Raw genomic sequence first — 25,465 nt, forward strand, 5'->3', positions numbered from 1 at the left:
AAGTAAGGCCCCCTTCTAACTAATAGACTATGGGCAAATCATATGTGATTAATTCCTAAACCAATCGCCTCATGCTCAGATCCTTTTACAGGTGCACCAATCGTTCCATAAAGCGCAACAGCAACCCATTCGCCTTCTTTTTTTCCGTCGTATGGTGTACCGCGCACAATCGCAAAACGAAGTCCTACTGTACGAAGAACGTCTGCTAACTGAATTTGACCTCTCGTCACTCCGTACAAAGCTTCCATAATTGCATGATAAAGTGCATGTGTTTCTCTGTAAACGTCTGTTTCAATAACTTGGTTGCTTTTAGCCGCTGTTTCCATTGCTGCGACAACCTTTTGCGAATTCATCGAACCCACTTTCCCCGTACAATACTTCCAACCTTTTGGAATGGATAATACAGGACTTTCATTCTCATCCGCAAGTGCCAACAGCATGGCCATACGACCAATTCGATGTGTTCCTTGAAGAAGCATGTGACTCTCTCATTTCTTTTGAATTATTTGAATATTACTTAATTTAAGAATATATGAAAACGGTTAAATCGTCAATAGTTTAAACTCACATTCAAACATTTTTTTAATCTCCTCCATTTGTGTACACAAATGATTTACACAAATTTTTCAGGCGTGCTATAGTCTCACTAACAGATACAAAGGGGCGAGATTTCAATGACGAAGCGAAAAGATATTCATTTTCGAATTGAAGAAAAATTACTTGAAAGGTTTGAATCAGCACTCCATTACGAAGGTTTAAAGAAAACGGATGTATTAACACATGCGATCCAACAATTTTGTACGAAAGTGGAATATGAAAAAATGAATGATGTAAAAAGGCAATATAGCGTCAGTAACAATTTACAAACACGTATCGATACGCATAAACATTACGAAGAAAAACAAGTGAATTTAGATGAAATCGTTATTGAACATTTACAACTTCAAGGGGAAGAAAGCATATTAGAGGTTGGGTGCGCTAGCGGAAAATTCCTTTCCCTTTTACAAACAAATGGTCATAAAGGCCCATTAACCGGGTTGGATCAATCCGAAGCTATGCTTGCTGAAGCTGCTAAGACGAATAAATTAATAGAATGGAAACGAGGGGATGCTAGTAAACTCCCTTTCGAAACAAATTATTATGACCTAATAATCGCAAGACATATGTTATATCACATGAAAGATGTTGAAAAAACAATTCAAGGATTCCATAAAGTAATTCGTCCCAGTGGCTCACTTTTAGCTACAACAAATTCTAGCGTTACATTACCTCGTATAGTTGAAATGTGTAACCGCATGTTAGACGCATTTGATTTACCGAAAACAACATCATCAGTCACTCCATTTTGTTTAGAAAATGGTAAAGAGATATTACAATCCGTTTTTCCAACGGTTGGAGAAACAGTTATTCATAATGCGCTCGTTTTTCATCATGCTACCCCAATAGTAAACTATATTTCTAGCATGTTTCCGTCGCTAAATATACCTGATAATACATATCTTCACACGGAAATGAAGGAATGGCTAAAAGAAGAAGAAGAAGTAGAAAATGAATTATCACTTCATAACGGTATATGGCGCGATCCGAAAACGTTAGCAATTTATCGATGTCAAAAATAAACAGCTAGCATTCGCTAGCTGTTTCACGTTTTCTCATAACAAATTCTCCATCATTACATTACCCTTACCACCATAAAAGTTTGTATTATGTTCGTTCGCTACTCCAAAATAAGAGGCAACCGCTATTCCGAATGGCACAAAAGCATGCCCCTGTGCTGTAATAATATTTGAGTGTTGCACAACTTCTTTATACACAAAATTTTCTACTGGAAAACAATCAAGCTTTTGATAATCTATGGTCACTGTATACGAGATTTCTTTGAATAAGCCTGCTTTTGCTAGCGCATACGGTCCAGCACAAATAGCAGCTACTAATTTTTCTTGCTCGTGAAATTGACGGATGACTGAAAAGAGTCCTTCCGCATCCTTCATATGTATCGCATCTCCGCCTGGAATAATAATCCCCTCATATTCTTCTACACGCACTTCCCTTAATTCTATATGTGGTTGCACTTGCAAACCTGTTTCACTTATAATCAATTCTTTTGTTACACTCGCTGTAATGATTTCAAATTTATTTTTCAGCAATGCTGTAGCTACCGTTATTTCAAACTCTGCAAATGTTGGGTATACAAATAAAAGTATTTTTTTCATAGCCCTCTCTCCTTTAACCAGTCCATAAAATATACCTCTAGATCGTCCACTGTTAATCTATTCGTGTCCACATAAGTTACCGGAAATTGTTTATACCAGTCTTTTTCAGTTTCTACTAATTGAAATTGCTCCTCAAACGTACTTCTGTTTCTTGTTCTATCATTATTTTTTCTATCATATACATTCTTCTTCGTAACATCTAAGTAAAAAATCGCATCCGAACGGCATTCTCTTAATTTATATAATTCACCTTTCAATTCAGCTTCTATATCCCACTCTTCCTCTATAATCGTTGGATAAAAGAGTGTAAAAAACTCAATGTCTTCTGGTCCGCGATCAAAAATTTCGACTGAATCTTTCACATTTTGAAACTCCTTTATTTTTGCTTCCATAAACATTTTTTGATTCATAATAAACCCTACTTTTGAATTCATATCTAAATTCAATTTTTTTCGCTTCTCTACAATTGGATATGGATTTTCATATATAACTTGAAACCCTCTCTTTTCTAACCTTTTTGCTAATGTTGTTTTTCCGCTAGCCATCGGCCCTTGCAGTGAAATTACGTATGCCACGCCTCTCATTCCCTTACACTTTAGTACATCTACAATATACAGAATCTTGAAAACTCTCAACATTATATATATCATCTTGTTTCTTATTCTTATCTAACTTATAATGAAAAATAGAGATTATGACGGACGCATCAATAATGTAAGCTTGGAAATCCAAGCTTACATTATTTTTTGCTTTCCCTTTTCTAATAAAAAGAGTATACTAGATTAGAACATATGTTCTTAATGATTACATACAGTAAGGAGATAGAACAATGGTATACGACACAAAAGCAATTTCTTGGAATGAGTCTTTAAAACAACTTCAACGCCGCTATACAAACAAACAAGTTGACCGAAAAGAATTTGAGGATATTGAACTGATGGAATTCTTCCGCGATAACGACTACATTTCTTTACCTACACATATAAGCGGCCTATCAAAAACACGTTTTACTTCTTACTCTATTTTCACAACTGAAGATAAAGATCGTAAAGTTGGCACACTTATTATTGAGTATGTTGAAGACGATAATAATAATTTATGTGTTGAACAACTATACTTCGTTTAAACTATAACGCTTGGTCAAAATGACCAAGCGTTCTTGCTTTCTATGAATCTCACTGTATATAATATGAATAAAAGAAAACCGCTATCATTAAGGGGGGATATGCTTGCTCGAAGGATGGTTCAGTTGGTTCATTGTATTATGGACGGTTATTTTATTAGGGCTTATGTCTATCGGTGGATACTTTATGTTCAGAAAATTTTTAAAACGATTACCAAAAGAAGACGGCATGTCCATTTTGGATTGGGAAGAACACTACATAAATAAAACGAGACATTTATGGGCTGACGAACAAAAACAATTGTTAGAAGAGCTTGTAAGTCCTGTTCCAGAACTATTTCGCGATGTTGCAAAATCAAAGATCGCTGGAAAAATCGGGGAACTTGCATTACAAGAAAATGCCTCTCAAATTACACAAGACTTAATTATTAAAGGATATATCATCGCCACACCAAAGCGTGATCATAAATTTTTAATTAAAAAACTACAAGAAAAAAAGATTGATTATTCTAACTATCGATCTTTACTCGCAAAGTAACTTCATATTATTTTCGATAAAAAAGACAGCGCCTTTGACGCTGTCTTTTTATTTGGTACATATACAGTTTTTAAGTTAGCTTCATATCTTTTTCATTATAAAAACCATCTTCTTTTTCCATTTCCTTCTGTAATTTCGTAAAGGAACGGTACATTGCAATTCTCCATGACACAATCATCGCAAACGCAAGTAAGAAGAACATGCCACTAAGTTGTCCTAAATCAAGAGATTGGCTTAAGTATGTTTTAAATACAATCCGCACTACAAGTAATCCAATTAATATAAAAACAAAGGCTTTTGAACGCTTCAAATAAATCTCTTGTCCTCTAATTTCAAATTTAGATGTTTTAATAAGAAAAATAGAGAAAATCAAACCGACACCAATTGCTTCTAACATTTCTGCTGGGGTTAATCGAAATTCAGGAAAAACATACATCAATGCGCCCGTGCTCATAAAAAATGGCGGAAGTATAATTTTTTTCAATGTTGCAGGTTTCTTAGCTGCTTTTAAACGAATAAACATCGCACCGACAGCCATACAAACAGCAACGATACTTGATAAAAGAACTATGTTCATATTTTCTCATCCTTTTTTGTGGCTATATGCAAAATATACTTTCATTATATGCTTTTCCGTTAGTATTTCCAACATTTTCGCAGAATAATACTAAAAACCGGTAAAACCACCAAATAAACTTGAGAAATATACGATAATTTTCGTCATCCAGTTAAAGTATAGGAAAACACCCATAACAATCATAATATATCCTCCGACTTTCATGAAGGCCATACTATTTCTTTTAATCCAAGACATTTTCGTAATAAAGAATGACAGTACGAAAAACGGGATAGCAAATCCAAGTATGTAAGCAATCATGTAAATCATTGCTGATTCTGGGTTTGTTGCTGCTAATCCAATTACGGACACTAGAATTGGTCCGGTACATGGCGTCCACCCTGCTGCAAAAGCTAATCCAATTAGTACTGATCCAAAATAGCCACTTGGACGATTTTTAAATGTAAATTTACGGTCTTGCATTAAAAATTTCGGCTTAAACACCCCGACAATAATTAAGCCGAACACGATGATAAAGATACCACCTAACTGTCTGATTAAATCTTTATAGTCAGTAAAGATTCCTCCAATAAAACTTGTACCAAATCCAATTGCAATAAATATAATTGAAAATCCAAGTAAGAAAAACGCTGTATGTATCATACTTCTTTTGCGAAGCATTGCATTTTCTTCTTTCAATTCAGAAACCGACATACCTGTTATGTACGATAAAAATGCCGGATAAAGCGGTAAGCAACATGGGGAAATAAATGATAAGAACCCGGCGCCAAACGCTAAAAAAATACTAATATCTTGCATCATTCCACTCCTCTCCCTAAATATTGTAACAAAAACACATAAAAATACTATGAACAATTCGTGAAATCACTTTTACAACGTGGCAATAAGAAAAACCGCACTTCCTCACAGTTTCTAATAAAACGTTTTCATTTCCTTCTATTATATAGAAAAAACTCAAATGGATTATGAAACTCCTTTAATTGTTATTACCATAACAAAGGTAACATAGTTTCTCAAATAATTAGCACGCTACTAGTACGTCTATATACATATTGGTTTAAAAAATATTTTTTTCAAATGCTGTCTCTATACAATGCAAAGTTGATTTTATAATACTTCTACTATTAATAATTTCAAGATTATGCATAAATATCATACTTTTATTATTATTCTATAAAATGTCATACTTTTCTTTCATTTGACCCTTTATTTCTAATTTTGTATACTTCCCTCTAGTTATATATTTTCGATACGGAACAACTTCATATAGATGGGAGGAATTTTTCATGCTTCGTTATTCTCTTTTAGTTTTATTAGGAGCGTGTAGTTATGGAATTTTAGCTATTTTTGTTAAGCTTGCATATGCAGAAGGATTTTCACTTGGAGAGGTAATTGGCAGCCAATATTTGTTCGGTTGGATTATTTTGCTTGCTATTACACTTCTATTTTCTAGACATCGCGTTCCTTTAAAGCAAGCATTACTTTTATTCGTTGCAGGAACATCTGCAAGTTTTACCGGAATTTTTTATTATGCTTCATTAAAAACTGTACCAGCTTCTATTGCAATTATTCTTTTATTCCAATTCGTTTGGGTCGGAATTATCATTGAAGCAGTCGCAACAAAAGCATTACCTTCAAGAGAAAAAGTTATTTCTGTTATTTTCTTACTTGTAGGGACATTTTTATCAAGTGGTTTACTTGAACAATCAGCAGGTGCTTTCGATACGACTGGGATTATTTTAGGTTTATTATCTGCTGTTACATTCGCAACATACATTTTCGTAAGCGGAAAAGTTGCTGTTGAAGTACCTTCATTACCGCGCGGTGTTCTCTTAATGACTGGTGCCTTAACTTTAGTCATGATTGTATTCCCACCAACATTTATTTTTAATGGTGCCATTTCTCAAGGTCTTTGGAAATACGGTTTAGGATTAGGAACATTTAGTATCGTAATTCCATCTATTGCCTTTACAATCGGTATTCCAAAAATCGGTTCTGGCTTAGCAACTATTCTTGGTGCAGCGGAACTACCAGTTACAACAATTATGTCAGTATTCGTTTTAAAAGAGGCTGTACTATCTTCACAATGGTTCGGTGTATCACTTATTTTAATCGGGATTGCAATCCCGCAAATTGCATACGCAATGCGTGGACGTTATCGTAAACATCATACGCATAAAAAAGTCGCAGCATGAACGAGAGAGGATTTTCATTTGAAAATCCTCTCTTTTATTGTTGTATACTTATGGTAAAGATTTTGCTGAAGAAAGAAGGCATACTACATGGTATCTATTTCAAATCAACTAAAAGAAAAACTTATTTCCATCCGTCGACATTTACATGAGTATCCAGAACTATCATATGAAGAGTTCGAAACAACAAAAGCCATAAAAAATTGGTTAGAAGAAAAAAACATTACTATCATTGATTCCAATTTAGAAACAGGAATTATCGCTGAAGTGTCTGGTAATAAAAACGGACCAATTGTAGCAGTTCGTGCTGATATTGATGCCCTTCCTATTCAAGAAGAAACACATTTGTCCTATGCATCTAAAGTACGAGGGAAAATGCATGCTTGTGGACACGATTTTCATACAGCTGCTATTTTAGGTACTGCTTTCTTATTAAAAGAAAGAGAATCTTCCCTAAATGGAACGGTTCGCTTCATATTCCAACCAGCTGAAGAAAGTAGTAATGGCGCTTGCAAAGTTATTGATGCTGGACATTTACGTAATGTGCAAGCGATTTTCGGCATGCATAATAAACCTGATTTACCAGTAGGTACAATTGGCATTAAAGATGGTCCACTGATGGCCGGAGTTGATCGATTTGAAATTGAAATTCACGGGGTTGGTACACACGCGGCTGTACCAGATGCTGGCGTAGATCCTATTGTCGCATCCTCTCAAATTGTGATGGCACTGCAAACAATTGTAAGCCGAAATATAAGTTCATCTCATAATGCGGTTGTTAGTGTTACAAATATTCATGCAGGAAATACGTGGAACGTGATTCCTGAAAAAGCTACGTTAGAAGGAACGATTCGCACGTTCCAAGCTGAAACACGTGAAAAGATTCCAGCACTCATGGAGCGTATTATTAAAGGTGTATCTGATGCATTAGGTGTAAAAACGGAATTCCGTTTTTTTTCAGGTCCTCCTGCTGTTCACAACGATAAAACTCTTACAGACTTATCTACTCAAGTTGCCACAAAGATGAATCTTAATATCATCTCGCCTAGTCCGTCAATGGCTGGAGAAGATTTTTCATTTTACCAACAGGAAATACCAGGTTCATTCGTCTTTATGGGAACGAGCGGTACACATGAATGGCATCATCCTGCTTTTACAATTAATGAAGAGGCACTGCCTATAAGTGCAGAATACTTTGCTTTACTAGCCGAAAGAGCACTTAAACAATTCTCATAAAAAAAGCCGTTCAAAGTGCATCTCAGCACCCTGAACGGCTTTTCTAATTAAGTTAAATCGCGTTTTAAAAACACAGTATATGAAATACATAAAAATACGAACAAATAAAGTAGTAACATACATGATGCAAATGGGAATGTTACTCCATCAATAAAACTTCCATTCTTTGAAATACTATATAAATCTGTGTTTGCTGGCAATAAATATTTCGCCCAGTTATATCTAGTGGCTGCTAATAAAGCAATATTGCCTGATAAAGCAAGGAATAGCGAAATACCAATTGCACCTCCACTAGATCTCGTTAACACAGAAATCATAAATGCAAACGATGCGTACACAACCGTTGGTAACCACGATAAAACATAATATTTACTTGCTTCTACAAAAATATTTTGTTTTATAATATTTCCATCTTGGAAAATAAACTCACTCCATGCAGGCTGTTGGAATTTATAAATAACAAGTCCACATAAAGCGGAGAAAATCATATTAAATATAAATAATAAAGCTGCAAATATAACGATTGCTAAAAACTTTGCTGTTAAAATTTTAAATCGACTCGCCGGACGGATTGTTAAAAATTTATATGTTCCCCAGCTATATTCATTCGCAAAAATTGTACTTGCATACACGAGGATAAATGGGAGCAAAATTGGAAATACGATAAAACCTGTATCTCTCATGAAAGAAAATGGAGAACTGCTTGCCGGTGCTGTATCCGTATCTAAATGCTTCATTTTAAGCTGGTATTCTTTTACAAGCTCATCCCCTGATTTTTCTGCTAAAATAGCTTCTTTTTTCATGCCAAGCTTTTTCTCAATTTCTACAGTACGTTCTGTATAATCTACTTTCCATCCTTTTGTTTCCGGTTCAAAATACTTTACCGTAACCCATCCTAATCCGATTATTAATACTGCAATAACTGCAAATGGAATAATCGTTCGCTTCCGCTTAAATATTTTATACAGTTCGTTATATACTAAATTAAACAATATCTTTTCCCCCTGTTAATTCTAAAAATTGCTCTTCTAACGTTTTTCTTTCTTCATATACACGATACACTTGAATGTTTTTCTCAAGCAATGTACGAATAACATTTGGGATTTCTTCATCTTTTACGTGAATAATTAATTCATTATCTTTTACTAAAACATCATGCCCTAACATTTCCGCTGCTTTATTCGCATCATCTACACGTATACGGATTGTCTCCATCTCTTCACTTTGACTATGCTGAATGTTTTGCGTAGCCACATATTCCCCGTGCTGAATAATGATAACTCTGTCACACATTAATTCAACTTCTGAAAGTAAGTGACTCGATACAAGTACAGCTTTTCCTTGTTCATGTGCAATTTTTTTTATGTACATTCTCATTTCATGTATTCCACTAGGGTCTAATCCATTCGTCGGTTCATCTAGTACCAACACATCCGGATCGTGAATAAGCGCCTGAGCGATTCCTAAACGTTGTCTCATGCCAAGTGAATATGCTTTTACTTTACGATTAATTACTTGTCCCATTCCTAACAATTTCACTACTTCATCGATACGTTCTTCGGTCACATTACCATTCATTCGTCCGAAATATGTTAAATTTTCATACCCGCTCAAAAAAGGATAAAATTCGGGTGTCTCAATTACCGCCCCAATTTTCGCAGCGGTTTTTTCAAATTGCTGTTTCACAGATTGACCATCAATCCATACTTCACCTTCTGTCATACGGATCATACCAACCATCATTCTCATTAAAGTCGTTTTTCCAGCACCGTTTGGTCCGAGTAAACCGACAACCTCGCCTTTTTTCACTTCAAAACTAATATTTTGTACAAGTGTCTTTGAGCCAATTCGCTTCGTTAACCGATCGACTTTTACAATTGATTGTTCATTTGTCATTCTATACAACCTTTCCTTCCCATTCTTTGTCAGGTCTTTTCACTGTAACATGATTATTTTTATGTGTAAAATAGAAAAAAGCATGATTTCTCATGCCCTTTCTTTTAATCGCAACGAATTTTCATCTTTTAAACTTCGAACAAATCGATAACATTGCATCATCGTTATTAAAACGACAGTCATCATAATTATACTAATAATTACAACTGCATATATTGTAATTGGCGCACTATTTACTCCTTGTATCCCTGCGATTTTCATAAAGATAACCGTGAATAATTTCAAAAATAGCATCCCATTAATTAATCCGAAAACAAATGCTGCTCCATAAATGAATAATTGCTCCTGACATAATAAACATAGTACTTCTTTTCTTTTCATATTTTCTGCTACATAAGATGTAAACTCCTCTCTCCTCACTAGCAAAAGGGAGGACATCATTTTATATGTAGTAAAAATACATATGAAAATTAGTACAATAAACAGTGTGTAAAAATACATTTGAAATACAAATGTATCCCCTACTTTCCAAATGGCTCCTTCATTAAATTGTAACGATATCATAAAAAACAAAATCATAGTACTCATAGCAATCCAAATAAATTGCTTCATCCTTTTGGTAGCAAATGTTCTAATATTTTTTCTCGCTAACCGACATAAAGACATAAAATTCTTCCCCTACCTTATTACATACGCATTCTATACTACTAGTGTATAAAAATATGACATTTTAAACATCGCACTACAATCGGAATTTCTTCTAAGTCTTTAGTCCTAGAAAACGAAATGATAAAAAAATCACATTTAGAATATAATTGTAAAAAGGAGGAGATTGCATGCGTATAAAATTACTATCAATCTTGTCTTTATTATTACTCACAAGTTGTAGCCAACTAAAAAACAATGAAGTTGCCATTGTTGAGCCATACAAATTAGCAAAAGAGCAAGCTTCTATTTTACAAATGACTCCTTTTCAAGAAGGAAATAGCATGTTTTATAACATTACGCTTAAAAATGATAAAGATGAAATAAATGCTACAATTGATTATTATAACAATGGTAAAAAAACAAAAGAAATTGCTTACATTGCTACCTCACATTTTCTAGACAAGAAAATAAAACTCTCTTTCATATCGCCATACCCCCACTCTAATGAAGATGTACAAGAAAAAGGGCAATGGTATATTAATATTAATGGTGGTTCAACACTTGTTCCTGAAGAAGCGCCACCAAGCGTAAATAGCTCTGCAACTACTACAATCCAATTCATAAAAAATTTAAAATACAATCAAAAAACAGTTTTAGCTGCTGTAATCCAAACCAGTAAAGAAACTGTAAGCATTCCTACCATTGATGAAGAAACAGGTATTGATCTACTCTTAAAAGAAAATGAACACGTTTATCTATTTAGTATCGAGCTAAAAAAAGAACAATAAAGCGGAGATGCAACTTAAGTTGCATTTCCGCTTTATTGTTTAATAAGGTGTACTTTTATGGATCTGAATTAAATCCATTTTCTGTTACTACTATTACTCGTCTTCTACTTCTATTCTTTTCTTCTCTCTTGCAATTTTTAAAAACTCTAGCAGCTCTGGATTACTATTCATTTTTTTGTAAGCCACTGACATTTCTGCAACAAAATTAGAATCATATAACTCTTTATATACAACTTCTGTTTTATATAACTTATTTGCCGACACCGGTATTACTGTAATTCCAATTCCTGCTGCTACAAGCCCCATAACTGTTTGATACTCTGTTGCTTCTTGTACAATACGCGGACTAAATCCAACTTCTCTGCAAAGAGATAAAATTGTATCATACAAAGCTGGCCATACTGGTCTCGTAATAAATACAAACGGCTCATCTCGTAAATCTTCTATATGTATTTCATCTTTCTCTGCAAGCGGATGTGCCTTTGGTAAACATAAGGTGCAAGATAACCTTTGGATCGGCTCTAATTCTAATAATTGCGTTGGAATTGGTGGACGTAAAAAGCCAATATCAATACGGTTATCATGAAGTGCATGAACTTGATCTGGTGTTGACAATTCATGTAATGCAACAGACACTCTCGGAAATTTCTTTCTATATTCCCTAACAATTGATGGTAAAATATCATATATCGCCGCACCTACAAAACCAATTGAAAGTGATCCTACTTCTCCCCTTTGCGCACTTTGTGCAACTTCTACTGCTTTTTCAATTTGTTCAAACGCCTTTTTTACTTCTTTTAAAAACATTTCTCCTGCTTCTGTTAGTTCAACCTTTCTTTTCGTTCTTGAAAATAATGTAACTCCCATTTCTTTTTCTAATTGCTGTATTTGTTGACTAAGTGGTGGTTGTGTCATTTGTAAACGAGCAGCCGCCCGTCCAAAGTGTAACTCTTCTGCCACAACAACAAAATATTGCAAATGCCGTAATTCCATTTTTGGACACCCTTTTCACTTTCGATTAATATGTCTAATATATTAATAACATACAATTTATATATTAGACAAATATTTTGAATGAACGTATAGTAGAAATTGTTAATTCTTTTTTACAATTTTTATGTAAAAAAAGAAAGAGGTGGTTACTGTATGAAATGGTGGAAGTTAAGCGGACAAATTTTATTACTATTTTGTTTCGCTTGGACAGGTGAATGGATTGTAAAACAGGCACACCTCCCAGTTCCAGGAAGTATAATCGGTATTTTTTTATTATTAATTTCATTAAAATTTAACCTAGTTAAAAAAGAATGGATACAGGACGGAGCAGATTTTTTATTAAAAGAACTTATTTTATTTTTCATCCCTTCTGCAGTCGCTGTCATACGTTACAGAGATACACTAACACAATATGGAATCGATCTCATTTTAATTATTATGATTAGCACTCTTTGCGTTACCTTAGTTACAGGACTTTTAACAGAATTGCTACTAAAGCGGAAAGGATCAACGCAATGATCGGATTTCTTTGTTTACTATTAACACTATTCACATATTGGCTATCAAAAAAAATGTATCAACGCTGGAATTGGAGTCTACTTTCTCCTCTTCTCGTCTGTCCCATTATTTTAATTGCTTTATTGCTCGGATTAGATACACCTTATGAAACATATGAATCTGGTGGTCACTGGTTAACTGAATTATTAAAACCCGCAACAGTTGCTTTTGCATGGCCAATCTATAAATACTTTGATTTATTAAAGAAACATGGAATGGCTATCTTACTTAATGTCATTGTCGGTTCGTTTTTATCAGTCATTACTTCAGCACTACTAGCAAATTATTTTCAAATTGATTCATCACTAGAACATAGTTTAGCGCCACATATCGTAACAACACCAATCGCAATGGCTATTTCAGAAATGATTGGTGGTATGTCACAATTAACTGCTGTATTTGTCGTTTTAACTGCCTTAACAGGAGCATTGCTCGGCCCTTCTCTCATACGTATTTGCCGTATTAAAACAGCAATTGCAAAAGGTATTATGTTAGGAACAAGCGCAAACGGAACCGGTACATCAAAAGCATTCGAAATCGGTCCTGTGGAAGGAACAATTGCAAGTTTATCCATGCTTTTAACAGCAGGCGCTAGTTTAGTTATCGTTCCGCTTTTCTTGTCTTGGATACATTAAAGAAGCAAGTATTTACATGCTTGCTTCTTTATTTATATATTGGCACAGCAATTCATAATCCTCTGGAAAAGCTAAACACAATTGTTCAACTTCATATATCCCTTTCCAAGCAATTTCATGTATTAACTCATCAGGATCTTGGATTTTCATATTACCGCCTATTTGTTTAACAAAATAATAATGGACATACACTGGAATTCCGTATGTAATACCCTCTTTTTCATATATTTTATTTACAACTTCCACATTGTAACCTGTTTCTTCCCAAACTTCCCTGATACAACATTCTTCTAGTGTCTCTCCCTTTTCAAGTCCTCCACTTGGGACAGACCACCTTTTTTCTTCTCCCTCTTTGCCCTGCAATACCATTAAAACTTCATTTTTTTCATTTACACATACCGCTGCACTACCTATCCATCTCTCCATAAACATCCCTCCCCTACTAAAATTCGCCTTCTTTATTATTTTCCCCTTGAAAAAAAGAGGAAAATAATAAAACAATGACGAAAAGTTACATCAACTTCATAGACAATCCCTTCTTAGAAATTAAAACTGGAAGGATGAAAATATGATTTCTAATTATGTTGTGGAATGTGTCTTTTGTGAAGAAAATCGAAAACCTCGCCAAGCTATTGTCACAGTTCCCGCCACTACTCAGCTACTAGCCCTTGAAAAAGTGCGCGCGGAATGCAAACGTCGCTTCGGAAAAACTGTATTATTGCAAACAGAGATTAAAGAAGAAATAATTTTCGAACAAAAAGAAAGCTGACCATAAATTGGTCAGCTTTCATATCCGATCATATTTTCACATGAAGATTAGGGGCATCCTCTTTAAGGATCGGGATTTTCCCATTATGTACGTTCCATAATGGTCATCGAACAATATATTTCTATGCAATTAACTATTGAATAGAATAGGGCAAAACTTGTTCGCATTTTTAGAAAAGGGATAGGGATATAATTCAAGTAGTACTTCGAATACTCGAACTTTACACTCATAATATTAAAACAAATCCTTTTATATGGGAAATATGAATTACCTATATAATTCATTCGTAAAATATATTAATAGTTTGCTATATTAATTTTATCCCGCTATTTATAGGTAGTAACCCCCTACTGATTATAATTTCACTTTATTCCATCAATAGCATACATCCAGCTAAAACCGGTGTCATAATCATCGAAAACCTCAAAAGCGTTCGCGGTGCATAATTTGTAAACTTCGCGCCAATGTATGCCCCTAACATGGTCCCAATCAATACTTGCAATAACAATATATAATCTAAATATCCTTCCGAACTATATCCTAGCCCGCCTCCAATTGCAATCGGTAATATAACAAGCATTGTTGTCCCTACAGATTGCTGAATCGTAAGTCCCAATAGAACCATTAATCCAAGTTGAATAAACGGTGCAGAACCAATCCCAAATGAACCAGCCATCATTCCAGTAACTAATCCAAGGCATACACATTTCAACAAGTAGTTCACGGAAAACTCTTTATGTTTATATAAAGACGACTGTTCTTTGTTTTGGAACATAATTAATTTAATAAACATAAAAATTGCCGATAAAAATAACATCCCAGCTGTAAACCAATGAAGAAGATGTGCTGGTATAAGTGAACCAAATTTAGAACCAATATAAGAGCCAATTGCGCCAAATCCCCCAACAATCCCGCCTATAATAAGTGCAACATTGCCTTCACGGTAATGACTTACAACACCTGATAATGTCGTAAATGCCATTGCAGTTAAAGATGTTGCAAGAGCAACATGAATAGGAATTTGGAATACTAAAGTGAGTATCGCAATAATAAACCCAGCTCCTCCAGCTCCAACAAATCCTAATAAAATACCCATTACTAACGTTGTTATAATAATTGCCACAGACTTTCCCTCCAGTAACACAATTATCCATCATATTTATCCTTACATACAAATAAAAAGCATCCTAGACGGATGCTTTTTATTTCAATGATATGTACTTAATCTTGATTGATCAAAATAACTGCTGGACCAGCGACCACCACTCCAGCTACTTCTATCTTTTCAAATTCCTTTACTGTAATAGAGATAACTCCTTCTCTTTCCATCAATTCTTTACTCAGGACATCAGTCGGGATTGCTTTCACCGTCTTACCTCCTTTTCATTTATACAATATGATAAAGTGAAACTTTAATCAGTGGGGTTTTTGTCCGTACTTATTGATTATTAACCCTCACCAATCGGGCGAATAATCACCCAATGCATCTATATATATGCATCACCTCCGCTTTCATTCCTTATTCCATTCAAAAACCTTCTCCACCTTCCGTGACATATTGAAAAATAAAAAAGAAGCTATAACATATAGCTTCCCTCTACGTTTCTTTAATCTTTATGCACCGTATATTCCATGACTTTACCATCTCTATCAAATTGTAAAACAAGCTGTTCGCTATCTATTGGAATAAAGCCACGTTCAGTCCCAAGATAATACAAAGTGATAACCCCTTCTTCCCCACTTCTCGTTTCCGTTGGAGCTCCTAACAATTGTGTAATTTTTTCATTTGATTTCCCTATTAATTTATATTTTTGTAATAGATCATCTACCATATGTACCCGCTTATCTGCATGATTTAACCATCTATTTTGATTAAACTTTGATGTATATTCATTTACACTTAGTTGTACAGTGCACACTATTAATGGTATGAGTGCTACTATTAAAACCCCCAACATTTGCTTCTTTTCTTCATTACGATTTTTAGAAACATATAAAATAGCCCTTTGAATCATGACTAATAAAACAAATGGTATAAATACTACAAAAATGCTCCTTACACTTAAGCGTATATGGACCATATCAATGACGAATATAAATACAATGTACATTACTATATACAAACAAAAATAGACATACAAAATGCCACGTAGCATAGCGTTCAGAAAGATCTCTCCTTTTAACTCACTATATAATTCATCCGGCTAATCATTTCTCGAATCTGTTCTAATTCTTGCACTGTATATACTACTTTCCCTGCTAAGATTTCATTTCTGAAGAACGTTACAATTTGCTCCCGATCTTTTAATCTAGGTGTTTCCTCACTAGAAAGGTCTACTATTGCTTTTCCATTTTTATTATAAAAATATACAACTGGTTTTACCTTTTCTTTTATACTATTAGCCTGCATTTCTTTCAAACAACTGTATAAAATTTGAGATAGTTTCTTCGCCTTATATACTGGATTCCCTTCATTTTTCACTTGTATAGTTGACGAATCTTTACCTACTATATATTCAAATGTCTCTTCTTTTTCAACTTCTTGTTGATACTTACCCATTTCATCAATCATAAATGAATATATACCAGCATTTTCTTTCGTTAAACCATGAATTAATTTCTCTCCCCATTCTTTCGTCTCAAGTAGATAAATACCAGTTTTGCACAAGATGAGATGATGGATTCGATTATCATTTATTTCACTATTATTTTTAATAAAAACATTCGGCATGATTTGAAATTCAGCATCTAATATGATGCCTTGCTCTATAAATCCCCGTTTCATATAATGTAATGTCTCGTACGTATTCATTTCAGCGCCGTTTTTAGTATATTCTCGTAAATTTGCAATTAATTTTTGAAACATATGTATTTCATTATTATGTTTATTTTGCATTTCACTACGTTCTTTACTATGCTGCATAGCTAATTGATTTTTCATCATACGCATATTTTCAATTTCTCTATTTGCACTTACTTGTAAATCATTGTATTTTTTCTGTTCCATATTTTTTAAATTATTTTGTTGTTCTGTATGCTCTATCACCGTAGCTGCAATTTCATTTTTATACGTTTCAATAGCTTGTTTCTTTTCAAATTCTACTTGCTGACTCTCTGATTCTAACTGTTTATTTTTATAAAACAGCACAAATACTACAGCTAATAATATTAAAACCGCACCTATTAGCACATAATTCATATTTTTACCCCTTTATTTCATTTTCGATTATTTTTTATAAATATATCTACTATAGTATACTATGGTTTCGATATAGACTTTGTAAAAGTTGTATATTTTTAATAAAAGGCACCTCTGACGGGGCACCTTTTATTTTCACTCTATTGTACACCATACTGAATATAACTTGGATCGTAGTATACCCATTGATTTGTCCCTAAGCAAAGCCATCCATCTTGCTTACTCCATACTCGATACGATTCACCATGATGTAACTGTCTTATAACATTTCCTTTTAATGATGGAGCATCACGCAAATTTACATTATCACCAGTAATAGTCGCCACATAATGTTTATACTGAATATAACTCGGATCATTATATACCCACTGATTTGTCCCTAAACAAAGCCATCCATCTTGTTCTCCCCAAACTTCATATGTTTCGCCACGATTCAATTGGCGAATTACACTAGACTGCAAAGATGGTCCACTTCTCAAATTCACATTATCTCCATTAATTATAGCAACTCCGTACACTGGAGTTGCATTATTAGGCGAAGAAACATTACCTCCACCACTTGATCCATTCCCTTGTAAAGCTTCTAATGAAACTGCAGCTGATACATCACAATTTCCTACACCTGAAATTTGTCCAGAATCTGTGTACTGCCATGCTGTCCACGCTGTCCATCCACCAGCATCAGCAGGAGGTGTACTCGAGTATCTAGCAATCCAAAGCGGAATATCGCTTAATCCGCTAATTCCGAACTCGTTAATATACCAAACTCCTGTATATAACATTACATCTTTTCCAGTAGCCTGTTTCACATAATTTATGAAGCTCCTTGCCCAATTGGATATAGCGCTACCAGTTAAATTACTATCACTCGGATCTTTTGGTGATTCTAAATCCAGAACTGGCATTAAGTCTGTCTGGTTATTTTGTAATATACTCACAAAATATTTCGCCTCTGAAATTGCATCATTTTGTTCTGGGCGTGCAAAATGGTATGCACCAATTAATACATTCGCATTTCGGGCTGCTTGTACATTTTTAGTAAAAGTAGGATCAATGTAATTTACACCTTCTGTCGCTTTTGCATACGCTGCTGGAATTCCAGATGCCTTCACTGCATTCCAATCAATATTCCCTTCCCAATGAGACACATCAATAAACGTAACATTTGAATTTGATCTGTTTTGCATATAAAATCTCCTATCAATTTTTTTACTTCGTATACATACAATATGTACAAGTTTCATAAGAGGACACGACATTTATGCTACAGAAACAAAGAGTAAATATATTTTGTATACAAAATATAAAAGACCTTGTATTTACAAGGCCTTTTGCAAACTCCCTTTATTTTGTAACAAGTACATATTATAATACAAACCTTGCTCACTCAGTAATTCTTGATGTGTTCCTCTTTCTACTATCTCTCCATCATGCATCACAAAAATTTGATCTGCATCTTGAATTGTAGATAACCTATGCGCAATAGCTATCGTCGTTCTACCTTTTCGCATTTGTTGCAACGCTGTTTGAATAGCCTCTTCTGTTTCTGTATCGATATTAGCTGTTGCTTCATCTAATACTAATACTTTCGGATTCGTTGCAATCGTTCTAGCAAAAGCAATTAATTGCCGTTGACCGCTTGAAAATGCTGCTCCTCTTTCTACTACTTCTGTTTCATACTGATTTGGTAACTTTTCAATAAACGTATTCGCTTGAACAAATCGAGCAGCTTCTTTTACTTCTTCATCCGTAATTTCTTCATTATACATACGAATATTTTGCTTTACATTTCCAGCAAATAAAAATGCATCTTGCAATACGAGTCCTATTTTCTTTCTAATTTCTCGTTCTTCAAATTTTTCTAAACCTACACCGTCTATTACAATATTTCCAGACTTAATATTATAAAATCGCATTAACAAATTCATAATCGTACTTTTTCCGCTACCAGTATGCCCAACAAAAGCAACCGTTTGCCCTTGTTTCACGTGAAATGATACATTTTTTAAAACGTCACGCTTTCCATCATATGAAAAAGTAACATTTTTAAATTCAATCTCTCCATCCACTACTTGAGGATTCTCATTTCCTTTTTGAACTGGTGCTAAATCTTTTTCATCCATTAAATGAAATACACGTGATGATGAAACAAGTGCCTGTTGGAAAAAGGACAATTTCATCATCATCTCATTTACAGGTTGGAAGAAACGATGTATATAGTTAACAAAAGCATATAAAACTCCTACTTCAACAGGGCTCTTTAAAGCATCAATCCCAAATAAACCTAGTACTAACGCAATAGCTACAATATGTACTAAATCTGTAGCTGGTCGTAAAAGTAATGCGTCTAACTTCAACGTACGTCGTCCTGCACTATAATGTTTATTATTCACTTCTTCAAACTCTTTTCTCATACGTTTTTCTTGTCTGAACACTTGAACAATATTCATTCCTTGTATGGACTCGTTCAACTTTGCATTTAACACGCTTAGTTGATTACGTACTTCTAAATAAAAAGCTGCACTTTTCCGGCGATATAATACCATAATCGCAAACATTATCGGAATTAATACGAGAGAAAATAACGCTAATTTTACATCTAATAAAAACATCGCTATTAAAATACCTACTAAAAAGACTACATTTTTCACAAATGTTGATAATACACTCACATAAAAATCTTTAATCGCTTCCGTATCATTCGTTATGCGCGATACGAGCGTACCAATTGGCGTACGGTCAAAGAAACTTAATGACAGTTTTTGAACATGTTCATATACTTCAACTCGCATATCTTGAACAATCTTAAAAGCAATGTTCTGAAAGTACAATAGATTTAAATACGTAAATAATACTTTTAATAAATGAGCAACTATGTAAATTACAAATAAAGTAACGAGCGCTGATCGTTCAAAATCCCGCGGTACTAGGTGTTCATCGAGGAATTGTTTAATTAAAAAAGGCCCCATCATTTCCGTTACTGTCGCACCAACTAAAAAGATAAATGCTAAAGATAGCAACCCTTTATATGGCTTCATATAAGAAAGCAATCTACTTAAATCACTTCGCTTCTTCTCTACCATCATACGCCTCCTTTCTCGACTAAAGCTTCTAATTGCTGGCTTTCATACATTTCCTTATACCAGCCGTTTTCCTTCATTAATTCCTCATGTGTACCTCTTTGTACAATTCTACCTTCATCAACAACAAGAATAAGATTGGCATGCTGAATTGCACTTAATCGGTGTGCAGTAATAATCGTCGTTTTCCCTGCTCTTTCCCTCTTTAAGGCACTTAAAATTGTCTCTTCTGTTTTTGCATCTACCGCTGATAAACAATCATCCAAAATTAAAATTTCAGCATTTGTTAATAAAGCACGAGCAATAGAGATTCGCTGTTTTTGACCACCAGATAACGAAACGCCTCTTTCCCCTACTACTGTTTCATATCCTTCTGAAAATTGGAGGATATCATTATGAATACAAGCAATATCTGCAGCTTGGGTAATTTCATTATATGTAGCATCCGCCTTTCCAAAAGCAATATTCTCACCAATACTTGCTGAAAATAAAAAATGATCTTGTGGCACATATGAAATAGCAGAACGGACACCATGAAGTGTTAAATCTCGAATATCTCGCCCCCCAACTTTTAATTCACCATTAAAATGATCATACTCACGGATTAAACATTTTAATAAAGTCGTTTTCCCTGCACCTGTACGTCCTACAACTCCTAGCGTTTCGCCCTTCTTCAAATCAAAGTGAATATCGTTTAAATGTAACAGTTCATTTTTCTTATACGAAAATGAATCAACGGCAAACGAAACATTACCGCTCGCTATCGTATGTACAGCATCTTCTCTATTTACTACATCTGATTTTTGTGAAAGAATTTTTTCTACACGGTCATATGAAGCACGCCCACGCTCCATAATATTGAACAACCATCCAAACGCTAACATTGGCCAAACGAGGGTACCTAAATATGTCGTAAATGTAACGAGATCACCTACTGTTAATTCACCTCTTACAACTAATACCGATCCGTAACATACTGCAATTAAAAAAGAAAATCCAACGATAAGAGCGATTGTCGGATCAAATAACGAATCAATACGTGCAACTAACACATTTTTATGCACAACATCTTCTGATTTTTTTCGAAACGCCTGCAAATCTTCTTTCTCTTGTCCAAGCGATCGAATCACTTTCATTCCACTGATACTCTCTTGCACTTTATCATTAATTTCCGAAAACGATTGCTGTGCTTTATGAAACCTTTTATGTAATAACGTTCCATAATAATTTGTCGAAATGGCTACAATCGGCATCGGAATTAAACTTAACAATGTTAACTTCCAACTAATTGTAAAACCCATCGCTACGAGTACACATCCCCCAACAGCTAATGAATCAACAAGCGTTAAAACACCCGCTCCAGCAGTTTGCTGGATCGCTTGAATATCATTGGTCGCATGTGCCATTAAATCACCTGTTCGATTTGAATGATAGAAAGATGGACTCATCTTTGTAAAATGTTCATATAAATTTTTTCGTAATTGGCGAGCTAATTTTAACGAAGACCCGAAAATCATAATACGCCATATGTAACGTAATATGTACATCGTAATACCTACAATTACTAATAGTACAACCCAATTTAGTAACTTATTGGTCGTCAATGTTCCATCATTAATTTCATCTACAACGATTCCAATTACTTTTGGTGCTACAAGTTCTAAAAGTGCAACGCCAAATAATAAAATAATTCCGGTTATGTACGCTCGTTTTTCTTGTTTGAAAAACCACGCTAAATTCATAAACACTTTCATTTTTTTCCTCCTCCCTTAAAATGAGCGATGTTTTCAGTTTACCAAAAATACAGAATTTTTAAAAGTTTCAAAAACTGTAACTAACAAAAAGAAAGACACTCTTAGTGAGTGTCTTTTAGCGCTTATTTCATTTGTTGCTTGTTCATCGCGCTCATCATTTGATTGATTTTCTTTTGGGAAGGTTTTTGTCCCATTTGCATCATCATCATTTTTAACATTTGTTCGTTAATTGGTGGATTTTTTTGTAAGTAATTCATCATGTATTTGCGGGCAATGAAAAATCCTAACGCCACGCCTGCTACTAGTGCTACTACGCCCACTAGAATACCTAACCAAATTGGCATATATTTTCCTCCTTCATGTTGTCTACCTTACAGTGTACTAAAACCTTTTCAATAAGACAAGATACAATTCGACATTTTTTACACATATGTTCGTACTTGTTTTAGAGGATTCAGCCATCCGTACTTTGTATTTTCATAATCCATAGCTAAAAATGTTAATTCACACTTTCTTAACACCTCAAAGAAAGTCGTTTCCATAGAGACATTTCCAGAGGTATTCATACGAATATAGTGCGGTTTCACCATTATTTCACCGTACTCCGCTCCCGTATAAAGTGTATGTGTATGATGTGTTCTATCATATTTACCAAGAACGCGCAAAGCTTGTTCTAATTTATGATGAATTTTCATTACTTGCAATGGTTTCGTTATATACATCATTTGTTTATATAACACTTTTTTCTCCGAAAGGGACCCAGATTCTGAAAATCGAGCAAATAAATCAAAAAACAAATATTCACGACCAAAATAAGATTTCGCAATATCCTCTTGAATTAAATACAATTCATACGTTTTCATTTTTCCCCTCCCAATCTGGACAACCTTTTCTCTTCATTATATATAAGAAAATTTGCAATGATTGTCTGACTGCGGAGAGATAAAAAACTTTTTCTGTCGAAAAAACTCATTTACATAGAAAAATCTCTCCATGCCGGAGAGATTTTTCTGAAATCATTAAAGCATTTCTTTTACTTTACGAACAACGTTCTCTACAGTAAATCCATACTCTTCCATAATCTTCTCACCAGGAGCAGAAGCACCGAATGTATCGATACCTAACACATCTCCTTCAAGACCTACGTAACGGTGCCATCCGAATGTAGCACCCATTTCAATTGCGAAACGTTTTGTTACTGCTTTTGGTAATACAGATTCTTTGTACTCTGCAGTTTGAGCTTCAAAACGATCCATAGATGGCATGCTGACAACAGCTGCGTCAACGCCGTCTGTTGCTAATGCTTTTTGAGCTTCAACAGCTAGGCTTACTTCAGATCCAGTTGCAAGTAAGATAACATCAGCCGTTTCTTTCTTGCTTGCAGAAACTACATATGCACCTTTTGCTACTTTTTCATAGGTATCATCTTTTGCACCTTCTAATGTTGGAAGGTCTTGACGAGTTAATACTAAAGCAGTTGGTTTGTTTGTAGATTCTAAAGCCAGTCTCCAAGCTGCAACAGATTCGTTACCATCAGCTGGACGGATAACAGAAACGTTCGGCATTGCACGAAGCGCTGCTAATTGCTCGACTGGTTCATGTGTTGGACCATCTTCACCAACAGCGATACTGTCATGTGTGAATACATACGTTACTGGCAATTGCATTAATGCTGCAAGGCGAATTGCTGGACGTAAGTAATCAGAGAATACGAAGAACGTACCACCGTAAGTTTTTAAACCGCCATGTAGTGCAATACCGTTCATTGCTGCACCCATTGCGAACTCACGTACACCGTACCAAATGTTTTTACCGCTGTAATCGTCTCTTGTAAAGTCTTTTTCGTTATTCATGTATGTTTTGTTAGAACCAGCAAGGTCAGCAGATCCACCGAAGAATGATGGTACAGATTCTGCAATTGCATTAATTACAGCACCAGAAGAATTACGAGTTGCTGCTTTTGATCCTAATTCATAAGTTGGTAAGTTTTGCTCCCAACCTTCTGGAAGTTGACCGTTCATTGCTGCTTGGAATTCGTTTGCTAATTCTGGGTATGCTTGTGCATATTCACCTAGCATAGTGTTCCACTCTGCTTGCGTAGTTTCACCAACATCTTGTACTGCTTTACGGAAGTTGTCGTACACCTCTTCTGCTACGTGGAAATCTTGCGCAGCAGTCCAAGCATATGCTTCTTTCGTTAATTTTGTTTCTTCTACACCAAGTGGAGAACCATGTGAAGCTGATTTTCCTGATTTGTTTGGAGAACCGAAACCAATTGTCGTTCTTACTTCAATTAGCGTTGGGCGTTTTTCGTCAGCTTTCGCTTCTTCAATTGCTTTCGCAATTGCTTCAATATCGTTTCCATCCTCAACACGGATTACTTGCCATCCGTATGCTTTGTAACGATCTTCTACACTTTCAGAGAATGAACGATTTAAATCGCCATCTAATGAAATATCGTTTGAATCATAAAGCACAACAAGGCGACCTAATTGTAAATGAGCAGCTAATGAAGATGCTTCAGCAGAAACGCCTTCCATTAAATCTCCATCACCACAAATAGCGTATGTATAATGATCTACTACATTATACGCATCACGGTTATATTTAGCAGCTAAATGTCTTTCAGCCATTGCCATACCTACAGCAGTTGCAATACCTTGTCCAAGTGGACCAGTCGTTGCATCTACACCAGCTGTATGACCGTACTCAGGATGTCCTGGAGTTTTGCTTCCCCATTGACGGAAGTTCTTTAAGTCATCCATTGTTACATCATAACCAGATAGGTGAAGTAGGCTGTATAATAACATTGAACCATGACCTGCAGATAATACGAAACGATCACGGTTAAACCACGTTGGGTTATTTGGATTGTGTTTCATAAATTGAGTCCATAATGTATAAGCCATTGGTGCTGCACCCATTGGCATTCCTGGGTGACCAGAGTTTGCTTTTTCAATCGCATCGATGGATAATGTGCGAATCGTGTTGATAGAAAGTTGTTCGATTGAATGTGACATGCTATTCTTCCCTTCGCTTATATTAGTAAACGTTTTATACATTTATATGATAGCTTCCCACGCAAGATTATACAACATGTATCGACAAATATGTTGATATTTTTTTGATTTTTTATAAAAAAATCAATGTTTCCGGGAATGTATGGGTATTCAATATGACATACTTTTTCATTATTTTTATTTTAAAAAGAAAGGGAATTATCTGTATATTTATACAAATTTCTTTTCTATACTTACTTTTTTCAT

The 25,465-nt window shown here is 34.7% G+C and carries 30 protein-coding genes; 9 read left to right on the top strand and 21 right to left on the bottom strand.

Features of this window, described 5'->3' with window-relative positions:
* Positions 1-38 precede the first annotated feature (38 nt).
* Positions 39-479, bottom strand: a complete 441-nt coding sequence (gene hutP, locus JFU02_RS09175; RefSeq protein WP_000926516.1) for a hut operon transcriptional regulator HutP — start codon at positions 477-479, stop codon at positions 39-41.
* A 195-nt stretch (positions 480-674) separates the two neighbouring features.
* On the opposite strand from hutP, the gene JFU02_RS09180 reads away from it, so the two are divergent.
* On the top strand, positions 675-1,619 hold the full coding sequence (locus tag JFU02_RS09180; RefSeq protein ID WP_201070807.1) for a class I SAM-dependent methyltransferase: 945 nt from the start codon (positions 675-677) through the stop codon (positions 1,617-1,619).
* 33 nt (positions 1,620-1,652) lie between these two features.
* On the opposite strand, the gene JFU02_RS09185 is transcribed toward JFU02_RS09180, so the two are convergent.
* Positions 1,653-2,213 (bottom strand): DJ-1/PfpI family protein, encoded by a 561-nt coding sequence (locus JFU02_RS09185; protein ID WP_061667844.1) that lies wholly within the window; start codon positions 2,211-2,213, stop codon positions 1,653-1,655.
* Positions 2,210-2,797, bottom strand: coding sequence for an AAA family ATPase (locus JFU02_RS09190; RefSeq protein ID WP_103945866.1), 588 nt, complete (start codon positions 2,795-2,797; stop codon positions 2,210-2,212). Before JFU02_RS09190 ends, JFU02_RS09185 begins: the two co-directional genes overlap by 4 nt.
* Positions 2,798-3,042: 245 nt before the next feature.
* On the opposite strand from JFU02_RS09190, the gene JFU02_RS09195 reads away from it, so the two are divergent.
* Positions 3,043-3,339 carry a hypothetical protein gene (locus JFU02_RS09195; RefSeq protein WP_000262400.1) on the top strand — a complete coding sequence of 99 codons (297 nt, stop codon included), beginning with the start codon at positions 3,043-3,045 and terminating at the stop codon, positions 3,337-3,339.
* 103 nt (positions 3,340-3,442) lie between these two features.
* Positions 3,443-3,874, top strand: coding sequence for a DUF2621 domain-containing protein (locus JFU02_RS09200; RefSeq protein WP_000889373.1), 432 nt, complete (start codon positions 3,443-3,445; stop codon positions 3,872-3,874).
* Positions 3,875-3,944: 70 nt separating this feature from the next.
* Here the strand turns inward: JFU02_RS09200 and JFU02_RS09205 are convergent, their stop codons facing one another.
* The 3 genes from JFU02_RS09205 to JFU02_RS32610 form a co-directional block, all read right to left on the bottom strand.
* Positions 3,945-4,451, bottom strand: a complete 507-nt coding sequence (locus JFU02_RS09205; protein ID WP_001028440.1) for a CcdC family protein — start codon at positions 4,449-4,451, stop codon at positions 3,945-3,947.
* 90 nt (positions 4,452-4,541) lie between these two features.
* Complete coding sequence (ccdA, locus tag JFU02_RS09210; RefSeq protein WP_001152676.1) at positions 4,542-5,249, bottom strand: cytochrome c-type biogenesis protein CcdA; 708 nt, start codon at positions 5,247-5,249, stop codon at positions 4,542-4,544.
* Positions 5,250-5,265: 16 nt separating this feature from the next.
* Positions 5,266-5,415 carry a peptidase T gene (locus JFU02_RS32610; protein ID WP_080546855.1) on the bottom strand — a complete coding sequence of 50 codons (150 nt, stop codon included), beginning with the start codon at positions 5,413-5,415 and terminating at the stop codon, positions 5,266-5,268.
* A 322-nt stretch (positions 5,416-5,737) separates the two neighbouring features.
* On the opposite strand from JFU02_RS32610, the gene JFU02_RS09215 reads away from it, so the two are divergent.
* The gene (locus JFU02_RS09215) at positions 5,738-6,646 is read left to right on the top strand and encodes an EamA family transporter (RefSeq protein WP_000947037.1); all 909 of its coding nucleotides are present in this window, start codon (positions 5,738-5,740) and stop codon (positions 6,644-6,646) included.
* Between the two features lie 87 nt (positions 6,647-6,733).
* Entirely contained in the window at positions 6,734-7,879 is a 1,146-nt protein-coding gene (locus JFU02_RS09220) for a M20 peptidase aminoacylase family protein (RefSeq protein WP_086407558.1), read from the top strand.
* A gap of 47 nt (positions 7,880-7,926) precedes the next feature.
* Here the strand turns inward: JFU02_RS09220 and JFU02_RS09225 are convergent, their stop codons facing one another.
* The 3 genes from JFU02_RS09225 to JFU02_RS09235 form a co-directional block, all read right to left on the bottom strand.
* Complete coding sequence (locus tag JFU02_RS09225; RefSeq protein WP_000482756.1) at positions 7,927-8,871, bottom strand: ABC transporter permease; 945 nt, start codon at positions 8,869-8,871, stop codon at positions 7,927-7,929.
* Positions 8,864-9,775: an ABC transporter ATP-binding protein gene (locus JFU02_RS09230; protein ID WP_000180625.1), complete on the bottom strand. Its 912-nt coding sequence runs from the start codon at positions 9,773-9,775 to the stop codon at positions 8,864-8,866. The genes JFU02_RS09225 and JFU02_RS09230 overlap by 8 nt, the downstream gene beginning before the upstream one ends.
* A gap of 90 nt (positions 9,776-9,865) precedes the next feature.
* Positions 9,866-10,441, bottom strand: a complete 576-nt coding sequence (locus JFU02_RS09235; RefSeq protein WP_000050613.1) for an FtsX-like permease family protein — start codon at positions 10,439-10,441, stop codon at positions 9,866-9,868.
* 170 nt (positions 10,442-10,611) lie between these two features.
* Here JFU02_RS09235 and JFU02_RS09240 point away from each other — a divergent pair, with 170 nt between their 5' ends.
* A complete protein-coding gene (locus tag JFU02_RS09240) occupies positions 10,612-11,211 on the top strand; it encodes a histidine kinase (protein WP_201070810.1) in 600 nt (199 codons plus the stop codon).
* 93 nt (positions 11,212-11,304) lie between these two features.
* Here the strand turns inward: JFU02_RS09240 and alsR are convergent, their stop codons facing one another.
* On the bottom strand, positions 11,305-12,204 hold the full coding sequence (alsR, locus tag JFU02_RS09245) for an acetoin biosynthesis transcriptional regulator AlsR (RefSeq protein WP_000423234.1): 900 nt from the start codon (positions 12,202-12,204) through the stop codon (positions 11,305-11,307).
* Between the two features lie 153 nt (positions 12,205-12,357).
* Between alsR and JFU02_RS09250 the strand changes: the two genes are divergently transcribed.
* Together JFU02_RS09250 and JFU02_RS09255 are read left to right on the top strand one after the other, a co-directional pair.
* Entirely contained in the window at positions 12,358-12,723 is a 366-nt protein-coding gene (locus JFU02_RS09250) for a CidA/LrgA family holin-like protein (protein ID WP_000872375.1), read from the top strand.
* Entirely contained in the window at positions 12,720-13,397 is a 678-nt protein-coding gene (locus JFU02_RS09255) for an LrgB family protein (protein ID WP_000578965.1), read from the top strand. The genes JFU02_RS09250 and JFU02_RS09255 overlap by 4 nt, the downstream gene beginning before the upstream one ends.
* Before the next feature lie 12 nt (positions 13,398-13,409).
* On the opposite strand, the gene JFU02_RS09260 is transcribed toward JFU02_RS09255, so the two are convergent.
* The gene (locus JFU02_RS09260) at positions 13,410-13,823 is read right to left on the bottom strand and encodes an NUDIX hydrolase (RefSeq protein ID WP_000442974.1); all 414 of its coding nucleotides are present in this window, start codon (positions 13,821-13,823) and stop codon (positions 13,410-13,412) included.
* Positions 13,824-13,965: 142 nt separating this feature from the next.
* Here JFU02_RS09260 and JFU02_RS09265 point away from each other — a divergent pair, with 142 nt between their 5' ends.
* Positions 13,966-14,166 (top strand): DUF3903 domain-containing protein, encoded by a 201-nt coding sequence (locus tag JFU02_RS09265; protein ID WP_000625226.1) that lies wholly within the window; start codon positions 13,966-13,968, stop codon positions 14,164-14,166.
* Positions 14,167-14,533: 367 nt separating this feature from the next.
* On the opposite strand, the gene JFU02_RS09270 is transcribed toward JFU02_RS09265, so the two are convergent.
* The 10 genes from JFU02_RS09270 to tkt all read right to left on the bottom strand — a co-directional run bounded on the left by JFU02_RS09270 (position 14,534) and on the right by tkt (position 25,219).
* A complete protein-coding gene (locus JFU02_RS09270; RefSeq protein WP_201070814.1) occupies positions 14,534-15,289 on the bottom strand; it encodes a TSUP family transporter in 756 nt (251 codons plus the stop codon).
* Positions 15,290-15,387: 98 nt separating this feature from the next.
* Positions 15,388-15,534: a BC1881 family protein gene (locus JFU02_RS09275; RefSeq protein WP_000644411.1), complete on the bottom strand. Its 147-nt coding sequence runs from the start codon at positions 15,532-15,534 to the stop codon at positions 15,388-15,390.
* A gap of 239 nt (positions 15,535-15,773) precedes the next feature.
* Positions 15,774-16,322, bottom strand: coding sequence for a hypothetical protein (locus JFU02_RS09280; RefSeq protein ID WP_086407561.1), 549 nt, complete (start codon positions 16,320-16,322; stop codon positions 15,774-15,776).
* A 23-nt stretch (positions 16,323-16,345) separates the two neighbouring features.
* Complete coding sequence (locus JFU02_RS09285; protein WP_001110281.1) at positions 16,346-17,365, bottom strand: NERD domain-containing protein; 1,020 nt, start codon at positions 17,363-17,365, stop codon at positions 16,346-16,348.
* Between the two features lie 140 nt (positions 17,366-17,505).
* A complete protein-coding gene (locus JFU02_RS09290) occupies positions 17,506-18,552 on the bottom strand; it encodes a GH25 family lysozyme (RefSeq protein WP_201070817.1) in 1,047 nt (348 codons plus the stop codon).
* Between the two features lie 132 nt (positions 18,553-18,684).
* Positions 18,685-20,448: an ABC transporter ATP-binding protein gene (locus tag JFU02_RS09295; RefSeq protein ID WP_097821042.1), complete on the bottom strand. Its 1,764-nt coding sequence runs from the start codon at positions 20,446-20,448 to the stop codon at positions 18,685-18,687.
* On the bottom strand, positions 20,448-22,199 hold the full coding sequence (locus tag JFU02_RS09300) for an ABC transporter ATP-binding protein (protein WP_201070832.1): 1,752 nt from the start codon (positions 22,197-22,199) through the stop codon (positions 20,448-20,450). Before JFU02_RS09300 ends, JFU02_RS09295 begins: the two co-directional genes overlap by 1 nt.
* Positions 22,200-22,321: 122 nt before the next feature.
* On the bottom strand, positions 22,322-22,543 hold the full coding sequence (locus JFU02_RS09305) for a YneF family protein (RefSeq protein ID WP_001123317.1): 222 nt from the start codon (positions 22,541-22,543) through the stop codon (positions 22,322-22,324).
* Between the two features lie 78 nt (positions 22,544-22,621).
* Positions 22,622-23,062, bottom strand: a complete 441-nt coding sequence (sirA, locus tag JFU02_RS09310; protein ID WP_000860652.1) for a sporulation inhibitor of replication protein SirA — start codon at positions 23,060-23,062, stop codon at positions 22,622-22,624.
* Positions 23,063-23,218: 156 nt separating this feature from the next.
* The gene (gene tkt / locus JFU02_RS09315) at positions 23,219-25,219 is read right to left on the bottom strand and encodes a transketolase (protein ID WP_000019765.1); all 2,001 of its coding nucleotides are present in this window, start codon (positions 25,217-25,219) and stop codon (positions 23,219-23,221) included.
* Positions 25,220-25,465 lie beyond the last annotated feature (246 nt).

Source organism: Bacillus sp. TH13 (genome assembly GCF_016651175.1).
GTDB lineage: Bacteria > Bacillota > Bacilli > Bacillales > Bacillaceae_G > Bacillus_A > Bacillus_A thuringiensis_S.